The sequence below is a fragment of the Xanthomonas sp. MLO165 genome (assembly GCF_018831305.1).
Classification (GTDB): Bacteria; Pseudomonadota; Gammaproteobacteria; order Xanthomonadales; family Xanthomonadaceae; genus Xanthomonas; species Xanthomonas arboricola.
The window spans coordinates 2,321,339-2,344,434 of record NZ_CP029263.1 but is presented as its reverse complement, the minus strand read 5'-3'; the positions used below and the strand labels follow the sequence as shown (position 1 = coordinate 2,344,434).

General features: G+C 65.8%; 21 protein-coding genes. 4 read left to right on the top strand and 17 right to left on the bottom strand.

Annotated features, from left to right (window positions below; translation table 11 throughout):
- Window positions 1-573: 573 nt before the first annotated feature.
- From DGN21_RS10085 to DGN21_RS10050, 8 genes are all read right to left on the bottom strand, one after another.
- Window positions 574-831, bottom strand: a complete 258-nt coding sequence (locus DGN21_RS10085) for a KGG domain-containing protein (RefSeq protein WP_024940389.1) — start codon at window positions 829-831, stop codon at window positions 574-576.
- A gap of 473 nt (window positions 832-1,304) precedes the next feature.
- Window positions 1,305-2,051, bottom strand: a complete 747-nt coding sequence (gene cobA, locus DGN21_RS10080) for a uroporphyrinogen-III C-methyltransferase (protein WP_184429165.1) — start codon at window positions 2,049-2,051, stop codon at window positions 1,305-1,307.
- 68 nt (window positions 2,052-2,119) lie between these two features.
- Window positions 2,120-4,918, bottom strand: coding sequence for a nitrate reductase (locus DGN21_RS10075; protein ID WP_184429144.1), 2,799 nt, complete (start codon window positions 4,916-4,918; stop codon window positions 2,120-2,122).
- A complete protein-coding gene (nirD, locus tag DGN21_RS10070; protein WP_081008620.1) occupies window positions 4,915-5,280 on the bottom strand; it encodes a nitrite reductase small subunit NirD in 366 nt (121 codons plus the stop codon). The genes DGN21_RS10075 and nirD overlap by 4 nt, the downstream gene beginning before the upstream one ends.
- Window positions 5,277-7,694 (bottom strand): nitrite reductase large subunit NirB, encoded by a 2,418-nt coding sequence (nirB, locus tag DGN21_RS10065; RefSeq protein WP_228911806.1) that lies wholly within the window; start codon window positions 7,692-7,694, stop codon window positions 5,277-5,279. Before nirB ends, nirD begins: the two co-directional genes overlap by 4 nt.
- 58 nt (window positions 7,695-7,752) lie before the next feature.
- Entirely contained in the window at window positions 7,753-8,922 is a 1,170-nt protein-coding gene (locus tag DGN21_RS10060) for a nitrate/nitrite transporter (protein ID WP_184429168.1), read from the bottom strand.
- 886 nt (window positions 8,923-9,808) lie between these two features.
- Complete coding sequence (locus DGN21_RS10055) at window positions 9,809-10,879, bottom strand: CmpA/NrtA family ABC transporter substrate-binding protein (RefSeq protein WP_160954735.1); 1,071 nt, start codon at window positions 10,877-10,879, stop codon at window positions 9,809-9,811.
- Window positions 10,880-10,883: 4 nt separating this feature from the next.
- Entirely contained in the window at window positions 10,884-11,456 is a 573-nt protein-coding gene (locus tag DGN21_RS10050) for an ANTAR domain-containing protein (RefSeq protein ID WP_024940396.1), read from the bottom strand.
- Between the two features lie 82 nt (window positions 11,457-11,538).
- Here DGN21_RS10050 and DGN21_RS10045 point away from each other — a divergent pair, with 82 nt between their 5' ends.
- Window positions 11,539-12,537: an NAD(P)-dependent oxidoreductase gene (locus tag DGN21_RS10045; protein WP_160954736.1), complete on the top strand. Its 999-nt coding sequence runs from the start codon at window positions 11,539-11,541 to the stop codon at window positions 12,535-12,537.
- A gap of 27 nt (window positions 12,538-12,564) precedes the next feature.
- Here the strand turns inward: DGN21_RS10045 and DGN21_RS10040 are convergent, their stop codons facing one another.
- The 3 genes from DGN21_RS10040 to DGN21_RS10030 are packed head-to-tail and all read right to left on the bottom strand — an operon-like array spanning window position 12,565 to window position 14,780.
- On the bottom strand, window positions 12,565-12,927 hold the full coding sequence (locus tag DGN21_RS10040; RefSeq protein WP_160954737.1) for a hypothetical protein: 363 nt from the start codon (window positions 12,925-12,927) through the stop codon (window positions 12,565-12,567).
- The gene (locus tag DGN21_RS10035) at window positions 12,911-13,480 is read right to left on the bottom strand and encodes a molybdenum cofactor guanylyltransferase (RefSeq protein WP_054592682.1); all 570 of its coding nucleotides are present in this window, start codon (window positions 13,478-13,480) and stop codon (window positions 12,911-12,913) included. Before DGN21_RS10035 ends, DGN21_RS10040 begins: the two co-directional genes overlap by 17 nt.
- 46 nt (window positions 13,481-13,526) lie before the next feature.
- Entirely contained in the window at window positions 13,527-14,780 is a 1,254-nt protein-coding gene (locus DGN21_RS10030; RefSeq protein WP_160954738.1) for a molybdopterin molybdotransferase MoeA, read from the bottom strand.
- 211 nt (window positions 14,781-14,991) lie between these two features.
- On the opposite strand from DGN21_RS10030, the gene DGN21_RS10025 reads away from it, so the two are divergent.
- Window positions 14,992-15,279, top strand: a complete 288-nt coding sequence (locus DGN21_RS10025) for a PQ-loop domain-containing transporter (protein ID WP_104606617.1) — start codon at window positions 14,992-14,994, stop codon at window positions 15,277-15,279.
- Window positions 15,280-15,289: 10 nt separating this feature from the next.
- Here the strand turns inward: DGN21_RS10025 and xth are convergent, their stop codons facing one another.
- Entirely contained in the window at window positions 15,290-16,282 is a 993-nt protein-coding gene (xth, locus tag DGN21_RS10020) for an exodeoxyribonuclease III (RefSeq protein WP_215825217.1), read from the bottom strand.
- Window positions 16,283-16,443: 161 nt separating this feature from the next.
- Between xth and DGN21_RS10015 the strand changes: the two genes are divergently transcribed.
- Window positions 16,444-17,196, top strand: a complete 753-nt coding sequence (locus DGN21_RS10015) for an OBAP family protein (protein WP_126966720.1) — start codon at window positions 16,444-16,446, stop codon at window positions 17,194-17,196.
- 88 nt (window positions 17,197-17,284) lie between these two features.
- Here DGN21_RS10015 and DGN21_RS10010 read toward each other — a convergent pair whose 3' ends face one another.
- The 3 genes from DGN21_RS10010 to DGN21_RS10000 all read right to left on the bottom strand — a co-directional run bounded on the left by DGN21_RS10010 (window position 17,285) and on the right by DGN21_RS10000 (window position 18,846).
- Window positions 17,285-17,710 carry a hypothetical protein gene (locus DGN21_RS10010; protein ID WP_126966719.1) on the bottom strand — a complete coding sequence of 142 codons (426 nt, stop codon included), beginning with the start codon at window positions 17,708-17,710 and terminating at the stop codon, window positions 17,285-17,287.
- Window positions 17,711-17,758: 48 nt separating this feature from the next.
- Window positions 17,759-18,337: a DUF4142 domain-containing protein gene (locus DGN21_RS10005; RefSeq protein ID WP_126966718.1), complete on the bottom strand. Its 579-nt coding sequence runs from the start codon at window positions 18,335-18,337 to the stop codon at window positions 17,759-17,761.
- A gap of 293 nt (window positions 18,338-18,630) precedes the next feature.
- Window positions 18,631-18,846, bottom strand: coding sequence for a hypothetical protein (locus DGN21_RS10000; protein WP_016904861.1), 216 nt, complete (start codon window positions 18,844-18,846; stop codon window positions 18,631-18,633).
- A gap of 55 nt (window positions 18,847-18,901) precedes the next feature.
- On the opposite strand from DGN21_RS10000, the gene moeB reads away from it, so the two are divergent.
- Window positions 18,902-20,092 carry a molybdopterin-synthase adenylyltransferase MoeB gene (moeB, locus tag DGN21_RS09995; protein WP_345776755.1) on the top strand — a complete coding sequence of 397 codons (1,191 nt, stop codon included), beginning with the start codon at window positions 18,902-18,904 and terminating at the stop codon, window positions 20,090-20,092.
- 209 nt (window positions 20,093-20,301) lie between these two features.
- On the opposite strand, the gene glp is transcribed toward moeB, so the two are convergent.
- Both glp and der read right to left on the bottom strand, forming a co-directional pair.
- A complete protein-coding gene (glp, locus tag DGN21_RS09990; RefSeq protein WP_184614495.1) occupies window positions 20,302-21,522 on the bottom strand; it encodes a gephyrin-like molybdotransferase Glp in 1,221 nt (406 codons plus the stop codon).
- A 176-nt stretch (window positions 21,523-21,698) separates the two neighbouring features.
- The gene (gene der / locus DGN21_RS09985) at window positions 21,699-23,096 is read right to left on the bottom strand and encodes a ribosome biogenesis GTPase Der (protein WP_024940126.1); all 1,398 of its coding nucleotides are present in this window, start codon (window positions 23,094-23,096) and stop codon (window positions 21,699-21,701) included.

Here is a 23,096-nt window from a genome sequence, read left to right as displayed (position 1 = left end):
CCGGTCAGGGCCGACTTTTCGAATCTGCGCGTCGACAAGTCCCGCGACAACGGGCGCGTCACCCTCGGCAGGCGCAATGTCGTGACGAGGCGGTCGTTGGCTTGACGCTGCGTATGCGATGACACGGCTGCAATGCTTGTCGGTCGCAAGGGCCAACGCAGACGCGCTGCCATGCGGTGGCATCCCGAGCCTTCCATCAATCCCCAGGGAGCGAGGCCGGGCCGCCGATCACGAAAATTCTGCAATGGATGCAAATCCTGCAGTCGCCTGGGTAAGCCCGCCGCGGAATGGGCAGATATTTCCCTGCAATCGATCGCGTGCGCGCGAGGACGAGTGAAAAAACTTCCGAGGTTCTGACGATGCATTGCACATCAACCTCTGCGCCACTGCTTAGCCGAGCAAGGCAAGACGCAGATGCTTCAAAGAACACACACAACTGCAATCGATTGTTCAGGCCGATCTGCTGACGCGGCGGAGGTGTCCGCAAAAACGCCGCAGGCCCTGCACGTGACGTGCAGGGCCTGCGGTCCGCTGCAGCGAGAACGGCGCGCCGGATGCGCGCCGCACGCTCGCCTAGACGGCCTCTTCCTGAGGTTTGGCTTGCTTGGAACGCCCACCCTTGCTGCCGATCCGCGACATATGATCGCGATCGCGGCTCACGGCCTGGCCGCCTTTGCGGCCAGCTTCGCGTGCCTCGTCGCTGGTGAATTCGTGTGCGTTCCCACTGGCATGTGCTGCCTTGCCGCCGCTGCTCGCCAACACGCGGCGCTTTTCAGGATCCAATGCGGCAAAACCGCGCCGGCTACGAGTACTGCTTTGTCCGTCTTCCACTGTGCCTCCTCTCGATGCGTCGATCACGCCACTGGTAGGAGGGGTAACGCAACTATCGTGCCAAGCCGTGCAGCCATGCGAGACGGCGCCAAGCGCCACAATGCAGGAAAAAACAGCTGCGCTCGCTGTGCAAATCTTGCACTCCTGCCACGCGCCGCGTGAGGGTCCGCGTTTTATCCATCGGTAGCGCTACCAATGCGGCCATAACGGCGAACTGACTGTGCAGCCGTCGCCGCTCCACCGGGCATGCAGCATGGGTCTGATCAATCACTGTCCTGCCCTGTCCACTGCTGTCCAATGCGCCAGCAAACCGGAACCGGAAGCGGCAAGCGATGCGGCTACATCTCTCGCCTGTAGCGCGCGCGCATCACGTAGCGACACCCGCACGGGCGTGCTTCGCACACCGCGTTGCCCGTTGAGACGCGCCGACGATGGTGCGCTGATCGCCGCACGCGGCGCTCAGCAGATCGCGCTCACCCCGCTGCCTGCTCCAGCGCCATGCCGAAGCGGTCGTCGCACTGCATTGCTGCCTCGGACAAGGCAGCGCCCACCAGCAGCAAGGTCGGCAAGCCCGGCAGCATGCCGGCGGCGGTAAGTCCCAGCTCGCCCAGGGTGGTCAGCCGGCGTTGCTGCTCGGGCCGGGTGGCGGCCTGCACGATGGCCGCCGGGGTGCTGGCCGGCAGATGCGCCAGCAACGCGGTGGCCAAGGCATCGGCACGCCGCAGGCCCATGTAGATGCCCAGCGTGGTGCCGCTGGCGGCCAGTGCGCCCCAATTCGGCTCGCCGTGATCGTGCGTATGCGCGGTGACGAAGGTGATGCCGTGGCAATGGCTGCGATGGGTCAGCGACACTTTCAGCACGGATGCGGCGGCGAATGCGGCACTGACGCCATTGATGATCTGCACGCCCACTCCGGCGCGGCGCAAGAAGCTGATCTCCTCGCCCGCGCGCCCGAACAGCAGTGCATCGCCGCCTTTGACGCGCACCACGCGCAAGCCCTGCAAGGCGTAGCGCCGCATCAGCCGGCAGATGAAGTCCTGCGGCGTCGAGCGGCAGCCACCGCGCTTGCCGACCCGGATCACCCGCGCCTGCGGTGCGAGTTCGACGATCTGCGGGTTGGCCAGATCGTCCAGCAGAAGCACCTGCGCGGCAGCCAGCGCCTTGACCGCCTTGATGGTGAGCAGATCCAGATCGCCGGGGCCGGCGGACAACAACACCACATCACGCGCGCAGGACGGAATGACTGACATGAGCAGGTCTCGCAATATGTGGAGGTCGGGACAGGCACTCAGGCGTGTCGGGGTTGCCGGCACAGCCGGGTGAGTTGCGGAACACAGGAGCCGCAGACCGTGCCGCAGCCCAGGCGTTGCTTGAGCTGGTGCAGGTCGGCGCCGTCGTCGATGGCGGCATGGATCGCAGCAGTCGACACCTGCATGCAGCTGCAGACGATCGGGTCGCAGGGTGCGCCCTGCGTCTGCGCAAACACGGCCAGCCGCGGGCCGCGCCAGGGCCGGCCTGCCAATGCGCTGTGCAGCAACGCCTGATTCGCCTCGCTGGGCTGCGCCGCGCTGAGCAGCAGGCCGTTGATATGGCTGTGGCCGTCCTGCACGCGCCAGCCCACACGACGCAGCAGCCCGCGGCGCAGGTCGCGGTACTCCAGCACGTCTGCGCCGGCCGGCAACTGCAATGCGGCGATCAGGCGATCGAGCCAATGCGCATCCGGCGCGCGTTCGCAGGCCGCATGCAGGACCGCCCAGTGCCCGCCGGCCTCGGCCAGCGGCTCGGCATGCAGCCGCAGCGATGCATAGCCGCAATCGCGCAACAGCGGCTGCAGTGCCTGTTGCAAGGCCAACGCATCGCCGCGCCGGGCAGCGAGCAGATGCCAGCCGAACACCGCCTTCTCCACCCGCACCGCCGCATGCTTGAGCTCGGGCTGCTGCGAGCGCGCATCCACCGCCGGGCTGCTCACTTGGTTGATGCCGCCGCTGGACAGGTGCTGCCCGCTCCAATGCATCGCGGCGAACACGCTGCCCGAGCGCAGTTCGTCGGACAGTTCCAGCGGCAGCACCAGCGCACCGCGCTTGCTGGCGATCTGCACCAGCTCGCCGGCGACCAGGCCGCGCCGCGCTGCGTCGTCCGGATGCATGCGCAACGCGGGTTCGGGGCTATGCGCAAACGCTGCCGGCACGCGTCCGCTGCGCGACATGCCATGCCATTGATCGCGCAGGCGGCCGGTCAGCAAGCGCATCGGAAAGCGGGCCGAAGTCGGCTCGGCCACCTTGCGATACGGCGTGGCGTGAAAGCGCGCGCGCCCGGTGCCGGTGGCGAACACGCCATCGGTATAGCGCCGCGCCTGCCCGTGTGCGGCACCGGCAGGGAACGGCCACTGCTGCGGCGCGTCATCCAGCAGCGGGTAATCCAGCCCGCCGATGTCCAGATCGCGCCCCACCGTCAACGCGCGATGCTCGTCGAAGATCTGCACGGTGCTGTCGAACCCGAACAGCCCCGCCCCGCTGGCAGGTGCCAGACGCGCTTCGAGCCGGCGTGCGACTTCGCGGGCGATCCACCAGTCCGCGCGCGCCTGGCCCGGCGCGTCCACCGCCTTGCGCACGCGGGTGATGCGGCGCTCGGAATTGGTCACGGTGCCGTCCTTCTCGCCCCAACTGGCGGCCGGCAACAGCACGTCGGCATACGGCACGGTGTCGGTGCCGGAAAACGCGTCCTGCACGATCACCAGTTCGGCCTGTTCCAGTGCGGCGCGAATGCCATCCACCTCCGGCATTGAATGCACGGGGTTGGTGCAGACGATCCACACCGCCTTCAACGTGCCCGCACGCAGACGCTCGAACAACTGCACGGCCGGTGTACCGGCCGTGGCACTCAGACGGCCGGCGGGCAACTGCCACAGACGTTCCAGTTCCGCACGATCGTCGGCATTGCCGATCTCGCGATGCGCCGCCAGCATCGTCGCCATGCCGCCGACCTCGCGCCCGCCCATCGCATTGGGCTGGCCGGTCAGCGAAAACGGCCCTGCGCCCGGCTTGCCGATCTGCCCCGTCGCCAGATGCAGATTGATCAGGGCCAGATTCTTGTCGGTGCCCTGCACGGACTGGTTCAGGCCCATGCAGTACAGCGACAATGCCGCCGGGCTGCGTCCAAACCACTCGGCCGCCTGCACCAGGTCCTCGTGCGAGATACCGCAGATCTCGGCGCTCATGCGCGGGGTGTACTCGCGCAGCATGTGCTTGAGGGCGTCGAAATCCTCGGTGTGCGCTGCAACGAAACGCGCATCCACCAGACCCTCCCAGATCAGGTGGTGCAGCATGCCGTTGAACAGGGCGACGTCGGTCCCGGGTTCGATCGCCAGGTGCAGGTCGGCCATGACCGCGGTGTCGGTGCGACGCGGATCGATCACGATCCAGCGAATGGCGGGATTTTTCGCCCGCGCCTCTTCCAGTCGGCGAAACAGCACCGGATGCGCATACGCCATGTTGCTGCCGGCAAACAGTACCGTCTGTGCCAGCTCCAGATCCTCGTAACAGGTGGGCGGGCCATCGGCGCCCAGCGCCAGCTTGTAGGCGGTGACCGCGCTGGACATGCACAGGCGCGAGTTGGTGTCGATGTTGTTGGTGCCCAGCAGGCCCTTGGCGAGCTTGTTGAAGACGTAATAGTCCTCGGTCAGCAGCTGTCCCGAGAGATAGAACGCCACCGCGTCCGCGCCGTGCTCCTCGACGATCGCCGCCAGCTTGCCGGTGACGTGATCGAGCGCCTGATCCCAGCTCACCGCCGCCCGCGGTGCCTGCCGATGACGACGCAGCTCCGGCGCGAGCACGCGCCCCTGCGTACCGGCGGCGGTCTGCGGTAAGGCCAGGCCCTTGCTGCACAACCGGCCATGATTGGCCGGATGCAGCGGGTCGCCTTCGATGCCGACGATGCGTTCGCCATGCGTGTCGTGCTCGCTGTGGATCAGCACCCCGCAGCCCACCCCGCAGTAGCAGCAGGTCGACCGGGTGATGCGATGCATCGGCGCAGACGTATGCGGCTGTACCGCCGCAGCGATCAAAGGTAGCTGCTGGCCGTCGCTCATGCGGCCGGCTCGGCGACTGCATCCGGCAGCGATACCGGCTGCAACACGATCCATACCGCATCGGCTTCCACCTTGACCGGGTAACGCGGCGCGCAGCCCACATCCGGTGCGCAGGCCTGGCCGCTCTGCAAGGCGATCGCCCAGCCATGCAACGGGCAGGTCACCGTGTCGCCGGCCACGATACCCTGCGACAACGGCCCGCCCTTGTGCGGGCAACGGTCGCGCAACGCAAACACCTGATCGCTGGCGGTGCGGAACAAGGCGATCGGTGCAATGCCCTCGATCTCGAGTACGCGCGCACCCAATGCAGGCAGCTCCTGCAGCGCACACACGCGAATCCACGCGGTCTGCTGCATGCTCATTCCTCCACCGTTGCGGCCGGCGCGGCGATGCGCAAGGGTTGGTACTCCTGCTTCCGTTCGCCGGCGATACGCGCCTTCCACGGGTCGACCAGGCCTTCCAGCGAGTACAGCAGGCGTTCGTACAAGGCACGCCGGTTGGCCGCGTCATCCACCACTTGTGCGCGGATGTAATCCAGCCCCACCCGTGCGATGTAGTGCACGGTGCGATCCAGGTAATACGCCTGCTCGCGATACAGCTGCAGAAACGCACCGGTGTATTCGCGCACTTCCTCGGCGGTGCTCACCTTGACCAGGAAGCGGGCGACCTCGGTCTTGATGCCGCCATTACCGCCAACATGCAGCTCCCACCCCGAATCCACCGCAATGATGCCCACGTCCTTGATGCCGGATTCGGCGCAATTGCGCGGGCAGCCGGACACCGCCAGCTTGACCTTGTGCGGGCTCCACATATTGGCCAGCATGGTTTCCAGGTCGATGCCCATCTGCGTGCTGTTCTGGGTGCCGAAGCGGCAGAACTCGCTGCCCACGCAGGTCTTCACCGTGCGGATCGACTTGCCGTACGCATGCCCGGACTGCATGCCCAGATCGCGCCAGACATCGACCAGATCTTCCTTCTTGACCCCGAGCAGGTCGATGCGCTGGCCACCGGTCACCTTGACCATCGGCACCGCGTATTTGTCGGCAACATCGGCAATACGGCGCAGCTCGCCGGCATTGGTCACCCCGCCCTTCATCTGCGGAATCACCGAGAAGGTACCGTCCTTCTGGATGTTGGCGTGCGCACGCTCGTTGATGAAACGCGATTGCGGATCGTCGATGGCCTCATGCGGCCAGCTCGACAACATGTAGTAGTTGATCGCCGGCCGGCAGGTGGCGCAGCCGTTGGGCGTGCGCCATTCCATGAAGGCATAGGCCTGCGCATGGGTCAGCAGCTTGTGTTCGGCAATGGCGCGCCGCACATCGCCATGGCTCAGATCGGTGCAGGCGCAGACCGCCTTGGTTTTCGGTGTTTCCTGGAAGTTGGAGCCCAGGCAGTTCATCAGGATCTGCTCGACCAGGCCGGTACACGACCCGCAGGAACTGGCGGCCTTGGTGTGCTTCTTCACCTCGTCGACGGTGAACAACCCCTGCTCGCTGATGGCTTTGACGATGGTGCCCTTGCACACGCCGTTGCAGCCGCAGACCTCGTCGCTGTCGGCCATCGCACTGGCGCGATCCTGTCCGCCGGTACCGGCATCGCCCAGCGCGCTTTCGCCGAAGATCAGTTGATCGCGCTGCGCCCGGATCGGCGTGCCGTCCTTGAGCAGCTTGAAGTACCAGCCACCATCGCTGGTGTCGCCGTACAGGCAGGCGCCGACCAGCACGTCGTCGCGGATCACCAGCTTCTTGTAGACCCCGCCGGCCGGGTCGGACAGCACGATCTCCTCGCAGCCATCGCCGCCCATGAAATCGCCGGCGGAAAACAGATCGATCCCGGTGACCTTGAGCTTGGTCGACGCCACCGAACCGCGATAGATGCCGATACCGAACTGCGCCAGGTGATTCGCGCACACCTTGGCCTGCTCGAACAGCGGCGCCACCAGGCCGTAGGCAATGCCACGATGGTTTGCGCACTCGCCCACTGCGTACACGCGTGGGTCGAAGCTCTGCAGGCTGTCGTTGACCACGATGCCGCGCGCGCAGTGGATGCCGGCTTCTTCGGCCAGCCGCGTATTCGGGCGGATGCCCGCTGCCATCACCACCAGATCGGCCGGGATCTCGCTGCCATCGGCGAACTTCACGCCAATCACCTCGCCCTGCGCATTGCCCAGCACTGCACTGGTCGCCGTGCTCAGCCTGAACTCCAGCCCGCGCGCGCGCAGGGCCTGCTGCAGCAGATTGCCGGCTACCGGATCGAGCTGGCGCTCCAGCAACCACCCGGCCAGATGCACCACGGTCACGTCCATCCCGCGCAGCTTCAGGCCATTGGCCGCTTCCAGCCCAAGCAGACCGCCACCGATCACCACCGCGTGCCGCTTGCTGCGCGCGGTCTCGATCATCGTGCGGGTGTCCTGGATATCGCGGTAGCCGATCACGCCCTTCAGCTCGTTACCGGGAATCGGCAACACGAACGGCACCGAACCGGTGGCGATCAACAAGCGGTCGTATTCCGCCTCGGTGCCATCGGCGGCGATCACGCGGCGACGCACCCGATCGATGCGGGTGACTTCCTTGTTCAGATGCAAGCGGATGCCGTTGTCCTGATACCACTGCAACGGATTGAGCACGATATCGTCGAACTCCTGCTCGCCGGCCAACACCGGCGACAGCAGGATGCGGTTGTAGTTGGGATGCGGCTCGGCCCCGAACACGGTGATCTGGTACATGCCCGGCATCAGCTTGAGCAGTTCCTCCACGGTGCGGATGCCGGCCATGCCATTGCCGATGACGACGAGTCTGGGTTGCTTCATTGCCTGGATTCCTGTCGACATGTCAGACCCGCGCCGCGCCGGCGCTGGACCATTCGCTACGCCACTGTGTCTTGACCCCGGCCAGCAACGCCCAACCACCGAGTGCGAACGCAGCGAACAACCACATGCCCATCGCATAACTGCCGGTGTGCTGCTTGAGCACGCCCAGGCCCGCAGCCAGCGCAAACCCGCCGATGCCGCCGGCCATGCCGATCAAGCCGGTCATCACGCCGATGTCCTGCGCAAACCGCTGCGGCACCAGCTGAAACACCGCGCCATTGCCGGCACCCAGACACAACAGGGTCAGTACGAACAAGGCCAGCGTCACCATTGCCCCGCCTGCGCCGAAGCCTGCGATGCCCACCAGCGCAGCCACCAGCAGATAGACGGTGAGCAAGGCGCGCGTGCCACCAATGCGGTCCGCAATCACGCCGCCCAACGGACGCATCACCGAACCCGCCAATACGCAGGCAGCCGTCGCCCACCCTGCAGTGCGCGTATCGAAGCCGAACTGGTCGTGGAAGTAGCCCGGCAATGCACTGGCAAATCCGGAAAAACCGCCAAAGGTCACCGAATAGAAAAACATGAAGCGCCACGCGTCGCAATTAGCCACCAACACGCGGCCATAGTCGGACCAGCGCTTGCGCGCGACCGGTACTGGCGCTTCTTTCGCAATCAGGGCGAATACGACCAGCGTCAGCAGCAGCGGAATGCATGCCAGTCCGAACACGTTCTGGTAACCGAACGCCAACGCCAGCATCGGTGCGAACAACGCCGCCAGCACGGTGCCGGAATTGCCCGCCCCGGCAATCCCCATCGCGGTGCCCTGATGCTCGGGCGGGTACCAGCGCGAGGCCAGCGGCAGCGCAACCGCGAACGAAGCGCCGGCAATGCCGAGCAACACGCCCAGCAACAACACCTGCCCCATGCTGTGCACGCCGAACTGCCAGGCACCAAACAACGAAGCGATCACCGCAACTTGTGCGACAACGCCCGCGCGCTTGGCACCGATACGGTCGGCCAGCATGCCCAGCACCAGCCGCAGCACCGCGCCGCACAGGATCGGCACCGCCACCATCAAGGCACGCTGCTGCGTATCGAGCCCCAGCGACTGCGCAATCGGTACCTGCAGCGGACCGAGCAGATACCACACCATGAAGCTCAGGTCGAAATACAGGAAGGATGCGAACAAGGTGGGCGTGTGCCCGGATCGCCAGAACGAGCGCTGCATAGAGACCTCTTCGAATGCGATGGCCAAAAAAAAACGGCGCCCCTCCGGTAAAACCGGAAGGACGCCGTTGTCCTGGATGCGTGCGGATCGCCGTTGATCCGCTGCATCGTGTTCGTGTTGTGGCAGGCACGCCGTTGCACCTGCACGAAGTGACTACGCAATCAACGTGCCAACTTGCTCACCTGAGCATCGCGACGATACAAGTCATTGAAAAATAGCGTTTTTGATGCAGTTCGTCCGATTTCGCGACAGCCTACCGACACGCCATTGCAGCTCACCAGTCCCGTCTTTCGTGCAGCCTTGCACCAACAGCGTGCACCCTGTATCGCAGGCTCTGTCGCTTGGCATGACTAACAGCGCCCAACAGAGCTACTGCACGGCTGTGCTCGGAAGCCTCATCTAGGACGCGTGCATACCGATCAAATATCTAGGTCAAAAGCCGTGTCAGTCGAGCGCGCGGTGCCCTCGCCGCACGCGGGACACGGCGTGAATCCGTCCGTGCAGGCTCGGTGGCAGCATCCATGCCGCCACACGGTCCCGCAATCGGCGAGGACACCGCACCAGAGATTTTGCTGGTTGCTTTGAGAAGAGCTACGCACACCGACCATCTCGACTGGTCCTTGCCCGCCCACCGTCGCGGGACCTTACGCGGCATGGATGCCGCGTAAGAGCCTACAGGGACGTACTTGCGGCGTGTCCTGCGATGGTGGGCAGGCAAGGGCCCTGCAACCAAGCCGCAGACTACATGCCTCGCGCCGTTGCCGTCGCCTCGGCTTCTGTCCGCAAGATCCAATGCATCCAGCGCACCCCAGCCTGACTTACCGCCTGATGCGCTCGGCATCCGGGCTCAGGGCGTATCGAACAACCGGTTGCTGCGGTGGTCGTCCTCGGGGGAAACCACGCCCACGCGTGCGGCAGCGCGCCGATAGTTGTCCAGTCGATGAATGTCGCGCAGCCGCGCGATGTCGTCTTCCTGGATGTCATGCCAGCCCCAGCGCTGGAACTGGGTCAGGAACCACTCACCGTCCGACAGCCACGGCATGTTGACCGCGCCATCGCCATGGAAGGCCAGCGCTGTCACATCCTTCGCATGTGCCTCGGCTTCGGCATCGGCATCCAGGCAAGCGGCCAGATGCGCGGCCGATACCCCGATATGCTGCGGCTCGGCCAGCCATTGCGCACACTGCGCCCGATTTGCCGGGTCCGCATCCAGCCAGCGACAGGCATCCAGTACGCACGCGGTCAGGCGTTCGCTCAACTCGGGTTGCAGCGCGGCGAATTCGCGTCGGCAGGCCAACACCTTTTCCGGATGGCCAGCCCACAGCTCGCCACTGCGGATTACCCGGCGACCGCTGCCCTGCGCCTGCGCAACCGCAGCCCATGGCTCGCCGGAGCAATAGCCGTCGACCAAGCCACTGGCCAGGGCGTCCGGCATCTGCGGTGGCGGGATGCTGAGCACCTCCACGTCGCGCATCGGGTCCACGCCACGTGCCGCCAGCCAGTAATAGAGCCACAGCGCATGCGTGCCGGTCGGGAAGGTCTGCGCAAACACGGCGCGGCGGCCCAGGCTGGCCAGCGCCTGCGGCAAGTTCTGCCCCTCCTCCAGGGCCTGCGCAAGCGCAGGCGCCAGCGTGATCGCCTGGCCGTTGTGATTGAGCGTCATCAACAGCGCCATCGGGCATTGCGGCCCGGCAATGCCCAGGTCGATCGCATACACCAGGCTGGCCAGCACATGTGCCGCATCGACCTCGCCGGCCAGCAGACGGTCGCGCACGCCGGCCCAGGAGGCCTGCCGCTGCAAGTCCAACTGCAGCCCATGGACGCGATCCAGGCCCAGCCGCTGCGCCGCGACCAGGGGCGCGCAATCGATCAGCGGCATGTAGGCCACGCGCAATACGGGGAGGTCGGCTTGGCTCATGTGTTCATCCCAGCAACTCGGCCATGGCCACGATGCGTCGCGCCACTTCGGCCAGTTTGACGCCCTGCTTCATCGCCTGCTGGCGCAGCGCCGCGTAGGCATCGGCCTCGCTCAGGCCGCGTTTTTCCATCAGCAGGCCCTTGGCGCGATCAATCAGCTTGCGGTCCTGCAGCGCCTGCTGCACATCGTCCAGGCGCTTGCGCATGCTGCTCTCCTGCGCAAACCGCGCAAGCGCCACCTGCACGATCGGCGCCAGCCGCGCCGGCGCCAGGCCATCGACCACATAGGCGGTGACGCCGGCACCGACCGCCGCATGGATCAACGCATCGTCGCCATCGCCGGAAAACATCACCACCGGCCGCGGCGCATGTGCATGCAGCATCGACAGTTGCTCCAGGGTATCGCGCGAGGGCGAGTCGACATCGATCACCACCACATCCGGCTGCTGGCTCTGTACCGCGTGCAGCAATGCACCGACCGAGGCTACATCGTCGAGCACCGTATAACCGGCGCGCGTCAGTGCCTGACGCAGTTCGCCGATCGGCTTTTCGGTATCGTTGACCAGCAAGACACGCATTGGCGGCAGCGAGGCGTGGACGTGGCCTGATGGTGCCATGCAACATGCCGTCGGTGCGAGCCATCCTTTCGGAGTACGTCTGATGCCGTTGTTCCCGCTGTTCGCAAACCTGCAAGCACGTGCCGTGCTGGTCATCGGTGGTGGCGAGGTCGCCACGCGCAAGGTGCTGGCGCTGCTCAAGGCGGGTGCGCAGATCCGCCTGTATGCGCATGCGCTCTCGCCCGAACTGGCGGAACTGATGCAGGCTGGCCGTTTCGAACAACTGGACGGCGAGTTCGATCCCGCCTGGATCGACGACGTGTGGCTGGTGGTCGCCGCCACCGACGATGGCGAGTTGAATCAACGCGTCGCCGCTGCTGCCGGCGCGCGTCGGCGCCTGGTCAATGTGGTGGACGATGCCGAGTTGTCGACCTATCAGGTGCCCGCCATCGTGGATCGCGACCCGCTGGTCATCGCCATTTCCTCCGCCGGTGCCGCACCGATGCTGGCGCGCCGCCTGCGCGAACGGCTGGAACGCGAACTGGATGTCTCGGTCGGCCGCTTCGCCGGCATGTTCGCGCGTCATCGCGAGCGCATCCGCAGCCAGTTCCCCGACATGAACCGGCGCCGGCGCTGGTTCGATCGCGTCATCGACGGCGACGTGCCCTTGCTGCTGCAGGCCGGCAACGACGACGCAGCCGAAAGCGCCTTCATCGCGGCGCTGGACGATGCCGGCGCGGTGCCGGCGCGCGGCAGCGTGCAACTGGTCGGCACTGGCCCGGGCGATCCCGGCCTGCTCACCATCAAGGCGCTGCGTGCGATGAATCTGGCCGACGTCCTGCTGATCGGCGACGACATCCCCGACGCGGTACTGGAACTGGCAAGACGCGATGCCGCACGCCGCGCCTTGCCGCAGCAGGCCGACGCCCAACAGCATCTGGTGCTGGAACTGGCCACAGAAGGCCTGCATGTGGTCGCGTTGCGCAGTGGCGCCGGTTACAGCGATGCCGATGCTGCGGCCATCGAAGCGGCGCTGCAGGCGCGCGGCCTGGCCTGCGATCGGGTGCCCGGCATTGCTGCGGGGCTTGAAATCAACGCGTGAGCGCTGCGCGTGTGCGCTGATGACACTTCAGGCCTTCGGAAAGCGCTTGCGCGCACTGTCGCGCACATCGATATCGAAGGTCACCTGCAACGCCGTCGGTTCGGCATCGCCAGCACCGGCATCGAAGCTGAAGCGCAATCCCTCGCGGCTGGGCAATTGCCGTGCATGCTGTTCCAGCGCATGGCGCGGCACCGACAACTGCCAATGCTCCGCAGTGCAATTGCAGGCCGCGTCACCGTCGCTCAGGCTGACGCTGTGGCGCAGCAGTCGCGCGCCCTGCCCGCTCGGCAAGCGGCTCAGATTCTCGACCGTGCGTCCGGCAAGCAAATCGGCCAATTCGGCTTCGTCGATGCGGAAGCGCAGCTGCTGAGCTTCAATCTGGATTTTCATGAATGAGCTGACTCCACTGCTCGGGCGTATTGCAATTGACGAACGCGGCGCGTTCGCTGGCGGTGACAGCGATGCGATGGCATTGCAGCGCAGCCTGCAGAGCGCGCAGCGAACGTGACGAACCGGGGCCGGCCATCAGCGCAGTGAGCGCCTCACGCACCACGCCATCCACGGACAGGCGCATCGGCAGCATCTGGTCTTCAAAGGTAACGCAGCGCCGATGCGGTGGCGCCAGCAGCCGCTCCAGCAATGACCGGGACAGCAGCGGCATGTCGACCGGCACCACCACCAGTGTCGTTGCATCGGCCAGCTGATTGATCACGCTGGCCAGGCCACCAAGCGGCCCCAGGTCCGGCTGCGCGTCGGCAATCCCGGCGTAGTCCGGGCGATCGCCGCTGATCACCACATTATGTGCGCCGGCATCGCGCAGCAACGCCTGCATGTGCTCCAGCAATGGACGTCCGCGCCACTGCAGCAGCGCCTTGTCCTGCCCCATCCGCGAGGAACGGCCGCCGGCCAGCACCACGCCCGTCCATGCAGGCCTCGCGTTCATGCCGCCTGCTCGCCGGCACGGCATCGCACGACGTGCAAGTGCTGGCTCACGGCGCGATCGCCGGTGCAGCCGGCTGCAGATGGCCCAGCCCGAACACCTGCGCTGTCGTACCGGGCGCGGCGCCTTCGTCCTGCGGCTCCAGTACCGCCCACGCATTGGCCTGCAACAACGGCGCCACGCGGAACGACTCCTGCTGGGGCAGGATCTGCACGCAGAGCACTCCGGCAGCGCTGCAGGTCAAACGTGCGCGCAGGTGTTGCCGCCACAGCGGTCGTGCCTGCATCGCGGTTTCCAGCGCAACCTGCACGCCGCGCTCGGCCGGCATGCCAAGCAAACCGCGCAGCGCCGGCTCCACGAAAAAGCGCAGCCCGGCAGCGCTGGCCATCGGATTGCCCGGCAAACCGACATACAACGCACCGTCTGCGAAGCGCGCCAGCAGCACCGGCTTCCCCGGCCGCACCGCAACCTTGTGGAACAGCACCGCCGCGCCATGCCGTGCCAAGGCATCGGGCACGAAATCGTAGCGACCGCGCGACACCGCACCGGTGCTCAGAATCACCTCGGCGCCCGCATCTCGCGCCTGTGCAAGCGCGAGATCGAAACCGGCATCGTCATCGCCCACCTGTCCATGCCAGACCAGTTCGGCACCGGCTGCCCGCAGCTGGCTGAGCAGATAACTGCTGGTGCCATCGCGAATCTGGCCAGGCCGCAACGGCTGCGCCGGATCGCCAATCAACTCGCGGCCGGTCGCAATCAAGGCCACACGCGGACGCCGCACCACCTGCACCCGCGCACAGCCCAGCCCGGCCAGCAGCATCAGGTGTGCGGCGCGCAAGACGGTGCCGGCCTCGATCACGCGGTCGTGCAAGGCCACATCTTCCCCACGTCGACGAATATGCTGACCGGCGCGGATATCGGCGCGCAGCCGGACGCGACCGGGCCGCGCGTCATCGTGCGCCAGCACGTCCACCTGCTCGATCGGCACTACGGCATCGGCGCCCGCGGGCAAACCGGCGCCGGTCATGATTTCCCACGCGCTGCCCGCCGCAATGCCACCTACATCTTCGCCTGCGGCAACGCTGCCACCGATCACATGTTCGCTGCCGGCGATCGCGCCACGGCCGGCGGTGACCAACGCAAATCCATCCATCGCGCTGTTGTCGAACGCCGGCAACTCCGCCGGGCTCGACAACGCCTGCGCAAGCACACGCCCTTCGGCATCGGCACTGTCCACCCACTCGCCGGCAAGCACGGCGATCTGCCGATGGACAATCGCAAGTGCGTCGGCGTAGCTGATCATGAGCAAGGCACGGTCGACCGGTGGATGACCTGGCTAGGATACCGGCCCCCGACGTGGCCGGTACAGGCGCAGCGATCGCGGCATCACCGCACCCTGCTGCACGCATTCCCTCGTCTCGACCAGGGCGCACGTCGCTTGAAGCCGCTAGAACGCAGCGCCTACACGGCAGATCGCAAAGTGACACCCAGTTCCCCCACGGTATTCATGCCGCATGCAACTCGTTGACCTTGTGGGCTGGCTCGCCAGTGCCGTCCTGATTGCCACCTTGATCCGCCAGATCTACAAGCAATGGCGCTCGGATGCGGCACAGGGCGTTTCGCGCTGGCTGTTCATCGGCCAGATCAGCGCCTCGGTGCTGTTCATCCTCTACAGCTACCTGGTCGGCAATGCCGTGTTTATCGTCAGCAACGTGCTGATCCTGCTGACCGCCCTCACCGGGCATGTGCTGCACCGGATCAAGCAGCGTCGGATGGCGCGTCACGCGGGCAGTATCGGCTAGCGCTGCCGCGTTATTTGGCGCTTTTCTTCGCCAGCTTGCGCGGCTTGGCGGGTACGATTGACTTGCTGGCGGCAGACCGCGTTGCGGCCTTTTTCGCCGCGGTCTTGGGCGTTTTCTTCGTCGTGGACGTGCGTGCCGGGCTTGCCTTCGCCACGGCACGTTTTCGTGGCCTGGGCACGGCCTCGGCCTGCGTTGCTGGCTCGACTACCGCTTCGGGCACATGCACGCTGATCCAGGTCGGCGCATGATCGCTGGCCTTTTCCAGTGCACGTACCCACTTGTCCACGCCGGCGTCCTGCAGCCCAGGCGCCAGGGTGCGGTTGAGCAGCAGGTGGTCGATGCGCAAACCACGATCGCGCGCAAAATGCTGGCGAAAATAGTCCCAGAAGGTGTAGATCGGCGTTTCGCCATGCACTGCAAGCAGGCTGTCGGTCCAGCCCTGCTCGAGCAGGGTCTGGTACGCCTGGCGACTCTCCGGCTGCAGCAACGCATCCTTGCGCCAGCCCTTGGGGTCGTAGATGTCGGCATCGGTCGGCACCACGTTGAAATCGCCGATCAGTGCTACCGGGTGCGGTAAGTCCACCAGCGTCCTGGCGTGCCGGATCAGGCGTTGAAACCACGCCAGCTTGTAGTCGAACTTCGGCCCGGGCTGCGGATTGCCATTGGGCAGATACAGGCAGGCCACCACCACCCCGTGAATTGCAGCCTCCAGATAACGGCTCTGCGTATCGCCGCAGTCCCACGGCAGCCCGCGACGGATTTCCACCGGATCGGCGCCGTGCGCCAGCAATGCCACACCGTTCCACGACTTCTCGCCTTGCCAGATCACGCCATAGCCGGCATCGCGGATCGCCTGTTCCGGAAAGGCGTCCTGCGTGGCTTTCAAATCCTGCAAGCCGACGATGTCCGGTTGCTCGCGCTGTAGCCATTCCAGCAGATGCGGCAGCCGGCTAGTGATGCCATTGACGTTGAATGTCGCGATCTTGCGGGCGGTGGCGGACATGGGTGAGCGACCAGGCATGCGTAGCTGCGCAGCATCGCCGCCATGGCATTAAGCAGATGCTCAAGCGAGGTGAAGCTCCGTTGGATATCTGCGCACGCGCTCACGCCTCGCAAACCATCAGCCTCCGTAGGCTGGCCCCACCACTCATTGTTGGAGATCGCATGCGACAGTCCGCGCTCTGGATTGCCCTGCTGTGCGCCGGCTGCTCGCGCAGCCCGCCTTCGGTTACCCCGCCGGGCGCGCCTGAAAGCGCCAAGACCAATGTGCTGGAAGCCGGCGCCAGGGTCCTGCAACCGACCGGGCCGGTCGGCAAGCTCGACATCTACCTGGTGGGTTTCCATCCGATGAAAGACGCACCGGATGTACAGATGGAAGCGCATCACTACTGCCATCAGGTCAATGAAGACCTGGCGCAATGCGCGCTCTACGACGGCAACACCGATCAGGCCAACCTCACCGGTATCGAGTACATCATTTCCGAACAACTGTTCGCACAGTTGCCAGAGCACGAGCGCAGCTTCTGGCATCCGCACAATGGCGAAATCCTGTCGGGCCAGCTATCCGCGCCCAACCTGCCGCTGGTTGCGGAGAAAGAACTGATGCGCAGCAAGCTCAACAGCTATGGCAAGACCTGGCACACCTGGCACTCGCGCAACGGCACCGCCGCGGGCGATGCATTGCCGCTGGGCGAGCCGATGCTGGCCTGGTCGTTCAATCGCGATGGCGAGGTGCAGCAACCGCTGATCGATCAGCGCGACAAGCTGGCCACGTTCTCTACCGCGCAACGTCGCGCCAATCGCCAGGACCTGACCCCGGTGGCCAGGCCGCAGCACGGAGTGGATGCCTTGCGGCCGCACTTCGGCAATGCCGAACCGATCCCCGGGGTGGTCGACGCAAGTACCCCATCCGACTGAACCCTCAAAACCTGGCCGCCCGTAGCAACTGCAATCGGGGCCAGGCATTCGAAGTCCATCGACAAGGTGCGGACGAGCGGACGCGATCTCACACGTCCATACCGTCACGCAGGCGCCGTAACGCCTTGCCCATCCACAGATGCCGGACACGCTGCATGCGCTCGACCGATGGCCCAGCGCGCTCTCGCTCATCTGCACCCTGCAGGCTCAACGTGACACAACTGCCCTCGCATCCAGGCGCAGTCTGCACATGCAGCAACACGCCCAGCTGCAGGCCGCGACCGCCATCAACCTGGTAACGCACCGATTCACCCAGGCGCGCCTCACCACGCTGCAACCCGACAATACCGCGCCGGCACCAGGTGGCCTGCGGCGCCCAGCGCGATGCATGCCCATCGCCAGCGACCAGCTCCGCCACTCCACGCAGGATGCGTCGCTGCACATTGGCATCGCACCACGCATCCAGGATCTGGTGCGGCTCGGCCCGGATGATCAGGCGACGTATCCGCAGCATCGGGTCTTCAACAACGGCAACCGGTATTGCCGGCAAGCCAGGCATGCCTCAGCGCCCAGCACCCTTGCTGCTGGCCTGCAGCGTCTTGGCAGCCGCCAGATGCTCGGCGACATGGCTGCGCGTGGTCTGCAGATGCGCCAGCACCTGTGCCGTCTTGGCCGCAGGAATCAGTTGCTTGTCCAGCGCCGCCAGCGCATCGGTGTGGTCCTTGACCATTGCCGTGACGTACGCAGCCTCGAAGGCCTTGGTATCGAGCTTCTGCAACATCGCCAGTTCGGTCTTGCCCTTGCTCATCTGCGCCTTGGCAGCGGCAGCAGACAGGTCCGGCGACCACTTGGCCAGCTTCTGATTGTTGTCGGTATGCTCCTTGACCATCTGCATCGCATAGTCGCGCACGCCACCTTGCACCTGCTTCTGCAGCGCGAGATTGGCCGCACCGATTTCACTGGTGTTGATGGCGCTCAGGGTGCCTAGCGCCTCACGCTCCTTCGCGCTCGGGGAATTAGTGCCCGCCTGTTGCTGGGCAGTGGCGGGCATGCCGGCCTGCGTTGCGTTCTGCGCATGCGCAGCGGCGGTGATGCCTAGACACAGGGTCAGCGCCGCAAACATCGGGTGACGTACTTCCATATGGATCTCCAGCCAGAAGGTGTGCCTGCATGCTGGACCTCGTCGCGTGACCCGATCGTCGTACCGGCGTCGAAAGCTGGAGAGGAAACCGTGCTGCACCGCAGTGCGCTTCACATGGAGTGAAGGTGGCATGGCGTCCGTGTTGGGTGACTTCGGACGGTGCTGGCACACTGAGCAACCAGCTCCTGTTTCGAAGGACCATGGCTCGAGCCGTCCGGCTGACTTGGAATACTCAGCATTCAGGACCGCGAATGCGCACTTGCAAGACTGCCCGTAAAGCGAGGCCCGCCGGGTCAGGCACCGGGATCCGCAGGTCCGAGCTGATGCGCCGACAGGATTTCGTCGATGCGTTTGACGATTTGCGCCGCCTGCTCCTGCGACTCTGCGGCAGCGGTGATCTTCTCTGCACGTGCGTGGAATACATCCCAGAAATCGTCCGGATGCTGGCGACGAATATCAGGCAATGCATCGGCAAGTTGTTTCAATTGCGCGTCGATATCGGGGGTCATTGGGGGTCTCCTTGTGTGCCCACGCTACCGCCGTGCTGGTGAGCCTGATGCCAACATGGCAGTCTGTGCATCGCATCGCCTGTGTTTGCGCGACAATGGCGCCATGAGCAGCCACGACATCTCCCCTGCAAATGCCCGCATGCGCGCTCTGCAAGGCGCCTTGCTGATCGACATCCGGCAGTTGCACGAGCGTGCCGGCGGCCAGGCCGAAGGCGCGTTGGCGATTGCGCAACACGATCTGGAAACCGCACCCGCACAGCATCTGTCGGAGCAGGCGCGCGAGATCGTGCTGATCTGCCAGAGCGGCAAGCGCTCGGCACACACGGCGGAGATCTTGCGCGCGCAAGGCTATACGCAGGTGTCTTCGGTACTCGGTGGCACCGCCGCATGGACCAGCGCCGGCCTTCCCTTAGTGCGCCCTACCCTGCCGCCGGACGAACAGGATTTTCTCGAGCGCTATTCGCGCCATCTGCGCCTGCCACAGGTCGGTCTGGAAGGCCAGCAGCGTCTGGCGCGTTCGCGCGTGTTGCTGGTCGGTGCAGGTGGGCTCGGCTCGCCGGCGGCGTTCTATCTCGCTGCCGCCGGGGTCGGCCACCTGCGGATCGCCGATGACGATGTGGTGGACCGCAGCAATCTGCAGCGCCAGATCCTGCATGTGGAAGACAGCGTCGGCGTTGCCAAGGTCAGCTCGGCCGCGCAACGCATTGCCGCGCTCAATCCACGCGTGCAGGTCGAAGCGCTGCAGGCACGCGTGACTGCCGGCAATGTCGAAGCCCTGCTGAAGGACGTGGATGTCGTGGTCGACGGCGCCGACAATTTTCCTGCGCGCTATCTGCTCAACGATGCCTGCGTCAAACTCGGCAAACCGCTGGTCTACGGCGCGGTACAGCAGTTCGAAGGGCAATTGAGCGTGTTCGATGCCGGCCGCAAGCGCGGCCATGCACCGTGCTATCGCTGCCTGTTTCCCGAGCCGCCACCGCCCGAATTTGCGCCAAGCTGCGCCGAGGCCGGCGTGCTGGGCGTGCTGCCCGGGGTGATCGGATTGCTGCAGGCCACCGAGGCGATCAAGTTGCTGCTGGGCATCGGCGATACCCTCACCGGGCGCCTGCTCAGCTTCGATGCGCTGGCAATGCGCTTTCGCGAAATCCGGCTGCCGCCCGACCCGCATTGCCCGGTGTGTGCTCCCGGTGTCGCATTCACCGGATATGCCGATTACGCCGCCTTCTGCGGCAGCGCCGTCGGCTGAGCGCGACCGATCGGCGCTGGTTGTCGCTTCGCATCAGGCCGCCACGTTCCTGCGCGTGACGTGGACGGGGCAGTGCGCCACTGCGTGCGCCCTCCGTGGCTGCCATCACGTCACGCACCGTCGGCGTTCAGGACCGGCCTGCATCCGATAGCGCCCGCCTGACGGCGAGCGCGGCCCCTGCTGTTTGTCGCGCGTGCTGTACCAAACGCTCAAAGCGCGTAAGGAATCACCCGCACGCTCTCGCCCGCCTCGAAGCGCCGTGCCTGCTCGGGCAACACGATCAAGGCATTGCTGTCGGCCGCGCCACGCAGCAGGTGCGATGCATCGCCACGATGCGGCAACGCCGTCAGACGCCCGTCTTCGCCGCACTCCAGCCGCCCGCGCAGGAACTCCAGGCGCTCGTGGCGTTTTTCCCACGGACTGGCCAGGGCCGCATGCCACAGCGGGCGCGGCTCGCTACGTCCCTGCAGGCCATCCAGCAGCGGCACGCCGTAGGCGATCAGCGTCGCCAGCACCGAGACCGGATTGCCTGGCAGACCCAGCACCAGGCAGCGCCCGATCTGGCCCAGTACCGCCGGCATGCCCGGGCGCATGCGCACACGCCAGAAATGGATCCGCCCCAGCTCCTGGATCAGGCGCGGCAGGTAATCCTTTTCGCCAGCCGACACGCCGCCGCAGGTGATCACCACATCGAACGCCGCAGCCGCGTCCTCCAGCATGGTGCGGATGCGCTGCGGATCGTCCGGCAGGGTCGGCCATGCGGTCGGCGCGTAGCCCAGTGCCCGCAGCTGCGCCATCAGCATGTCGCGGTTGCTGTTGTAGATCTGTCCTGGTCCCAACGGCATGCCCGGCTCCACCAGTTCATCGCCGGTGGCCAGCACCGCAATGGTCGGCCGCGGCGCCACCGCAAGCCGCGACAGACCGAGCGCAGCCGCCAGTCCGATCCGGGCAGGCGTCAACACCTGGCCACTCTGCACCACCAGATCGCCCGCGCGCACGTCACTGCCAGCCTGGCGCACCGCCGCACCCGGCGCAGGCATGCTATGGAAACGCACCACGCCATCGCGTTCCTGCGCATCCTCTTTCGGGATCACCGTATCGGCACCATCGGGCAGCGGCGCACCGGTGGTGATGCGCAGGCATTGGCCGGCGCCCAGCGTTCCGGTCCAGCGCTCGCCAGCGAATTGCTCGCCGACCAGTTGCAACGACGCATCGCCGCCAGCGACATCGGCATGCCGCAACGCGAAGCCGTCCATCGCGCTGTTGGCGAAGGGCGGCAACGCGATCGGTGCGATCAGATCGGCAGCGCTGATCCGCCCGTCGGCACGCGAGGTGGCGATGTTCTCGTCGGGCGGACGGCTGTTGGCAGCGACGGCCTGCAGGATCTGCAGCGCCTGTGCATAGGGAATGCGGGAGGGATAGTCGGTCATGGCACGCAGGATAACAGTGCACCACGACGACTCAGAATGCCAGGCACTGCCAGTGCAGATGCCAGAAGGAATCACTGCACCTTCCTGGCGTAGCTCGCGGCACTGGACCACGGCAGGTGCAGGCGCTGTGGCCACTCCATCTGATGATCATTGGCCAGGCACGGGCCGTTCCCTGCTTACTTGCCCTTGACGTGCTTCATCAACCGCCTTTTGCGCGCCACCTGCCGTTCGGTGAGCGTGTTCTTCTTGCCCTCGTACGGATTGGCACCTTCGCGGAAGATGAAACGCACCGGCGTGCCGACCAGCTTGAAGCGCTTGCGGAAGAAGTTTTCCAGATAGCGCTTGTAGGACTCCGGCAGCACCTTCAGGCGCGTGCCGTGCACGATGAAAGTCGGCGGATTGGCGCCACCCGGATGCACGTAACGCAGCTTGGAGACGTGGCCACGGATGCTCGGCGGCGGATTGGTCTCGTAGGCGATTTCCAGCGCCTGGTTGACTTCGCTGGTGCTGAATTCGTGCGTGGCCGACGCATGTGCACGGTGAATCGCCTGGAACAGCTCGCGCATGCCCGAGCCGTGCAGCGCGGAAATCCGCACCGCCTCGGCCCAGCTGACAAAGCCCAGCTTGCGCGCCAGCAGGTCTTCGGCCTGCGCACGCTGGTAGTCGCTCTGCCCGTCCCACTTGTTGATCGCCACCACCAGGGCGCGGCCAGCGTCCAGGATGGCGCCCAGAATGGTCGCGTCCTGGTCGGTGACGCCTTCGCCGGCATCGAGCATCAGCACCGCAACCTGGCATTGCTCGATCGCCTGCAGCGTCTTGAACGCGCTGAACTTCTCCACCGCCTCCTCGACCTTGCCGCGGCGACGCAGGCCGGCCGTATCGATCAATCGGTACTGGCGCCCGTCGCGGTCCATGTCCACGGCGATCGAATCGCGCGTGGTGCCCGGCACTTCCGAGGCAATCATGCGTTCTTCGCCGAGCAGGCGATTGACCAGCGTCGACTTGCCCACGTTCGGGCGGCCGACGAAGGCGATGCGCACACGCGCCGGGTCGGTATCCAGCAACTCGCCGGCACCTTCCTCGGGCAGACGTGCGCCGACTTCCTCGAGCAGTTCGTCGATGCCCTGCCGATGTGCGGCAGACAACGCCACCACATCGGAGAACCCGTAGCGCGCGAATTCCGAGCGCACGGTTTCCTCATCGGTGCCGTCGATCTTGTTGATGACCAGCACGGTCGGCCGCGCCAGCTTGCGCAGCCAGGCCAGGATCTCGTCGTCCAGCGAGGAGGCGCCTTCGCGGCCGTCGACCACGAACAGCACCAGATCGGCCTCGCCGGCAGCGGCGCGGGCCTGCCGCGCGGTGGCGCCGGCCAGGCCTTCCTCGTCACCGGCAATACCGCCGGTATCGACGACGATGAACGGGCGTTCCTCGTCGAGACGACAGACCCCGTAGTTACGGTCGCGGGTGACGCCGGGCTGGTCGTGGACCAGCGCGTCACGGGTGCGCGTCAGCGCATTGAAGATGGTGGACTTGCCGACATTGGGCCGTCCGACCAGGGCGACCAGGGGCAGCAT

Coding starts and splice junctions, on each gene's coding strand:
- DGN21_RS10075 (WP_184429144.1), bottom strand. CDS start 4,918: ATGAGCGACGGCCAGCAGCTACCTTTGATCGCTGCGGCGGTACAGCCG.
- nirD (WP_081008620.1), bottom strand. CDS start 5,280: ATGAGCATGCAGCAGACCGCGTGGATTCGCGTGTGTGCGCTGCAGGAG.
- nirB (WP_228911806.1), bottom strand. CDS start 7,694: ATGGCCGGCATCCGCACCGTGGAGGAACTGCTCAAGCTGATGCCGGGC.
- DGN21_RS10055 (WP_160954735.1), bottom strand. CDS start 10,879: ATGAGCCAAGCCGACCTCCCCGTATTGCGCGTGGCCTACATGCCGCTG.
- DGN21_RS10050 (WP_024940396.1), bottom strand. CDS start 11,456: ATGCGTGTCTTGCTGGTCAACGATACCGAAAAGCCGATCGGCGAACTG.
- DGN21_RS10045 (WP_160954736.1), top strand. CDS start 11,539: ATGCCGTTGTTCCCGCTGTTCGCAAACCTGCAAGCACGTGCCGTGCTG.
- DGN21_RS10040 (WP_160954737.1), bottom strand. CDS start 12,927: ATGAAAATCCAGATTGAAGCTCAGCAGCTGCGCTTCCGCATCGACGAA.
- DGN21_RS10035 (WP_054592682.1), bottom strand. CDS start 13,480: ATGAACGCGAGGCCTGCATGGACGGGCGTGGTGCTGGCCGGCGGCCGT.
- DGN21_RS10030 (WP_160954738.1), bottom strand. CDS start 14,780: ATGATCAGCTACGCCGACGCACTTGCGATTGTCCATCGGCAGATCGCC.
- DGN21_RS10025 (WP_104606617.1), top strand. CDS start 14,992: ATGCAACTCGTTGACCTTGTGGGCTGGCTCGCCAGTGCCGTCCTGATT.
- xth (WP_215825217.1), bottom strand. CDS start 16,282: ATGTCCGCCACCGCCCGCAAGATCGCGACATTCAACGTCAATGGCATC.
- DGN21_RS10015 (WP_126966720.1), top strand. CDS start 16,444: ATGCGACAGTCCGCGCTCTGGATTGCCCTGCTGTGCGCCGGCTGCTCG.
- DGN21_RS10010 (WP_126966719.1), bottom strand. CDS start 17,710: ATGCTGCGGATACGTCGCCTGATCATCCGGGCCGAGCCGCACCAGATC.
- DGN21_RS10005 (WP_126966718.1), bottom strand. CDS start 18,337: ATGGAAGTACGTCACCCGATGTTTGCGGCGCTGACCCTGTGTCTAGGC.
- DGN21_RS10000 (WP_016904861.1), bottom strand. CDS start 18,846: ATGACCCCCGATATCGACGCGCAATTGAAACAACTTGCCGATGCATTG.
- moeB (WP_345776755.1), top strand. CDS start 18,902: ATGGCAGTCTGTGCATCGCATCGCCTGTGTTTGCGCGACAATGGCGCC.
- glp (WP_184614495.1), bottom strand. CDS start 21,522: ATGACCGACTATCCCTCCCGCATTCCCTATGCACAGGCGCTGCAGATC.
- der (WP_024940126.1), bottom strand. CDS start 23,096: ATGCTGCCCCTGGTCGCCCTGGTCGGACGGCCCAATGTCGGCAAGTCC.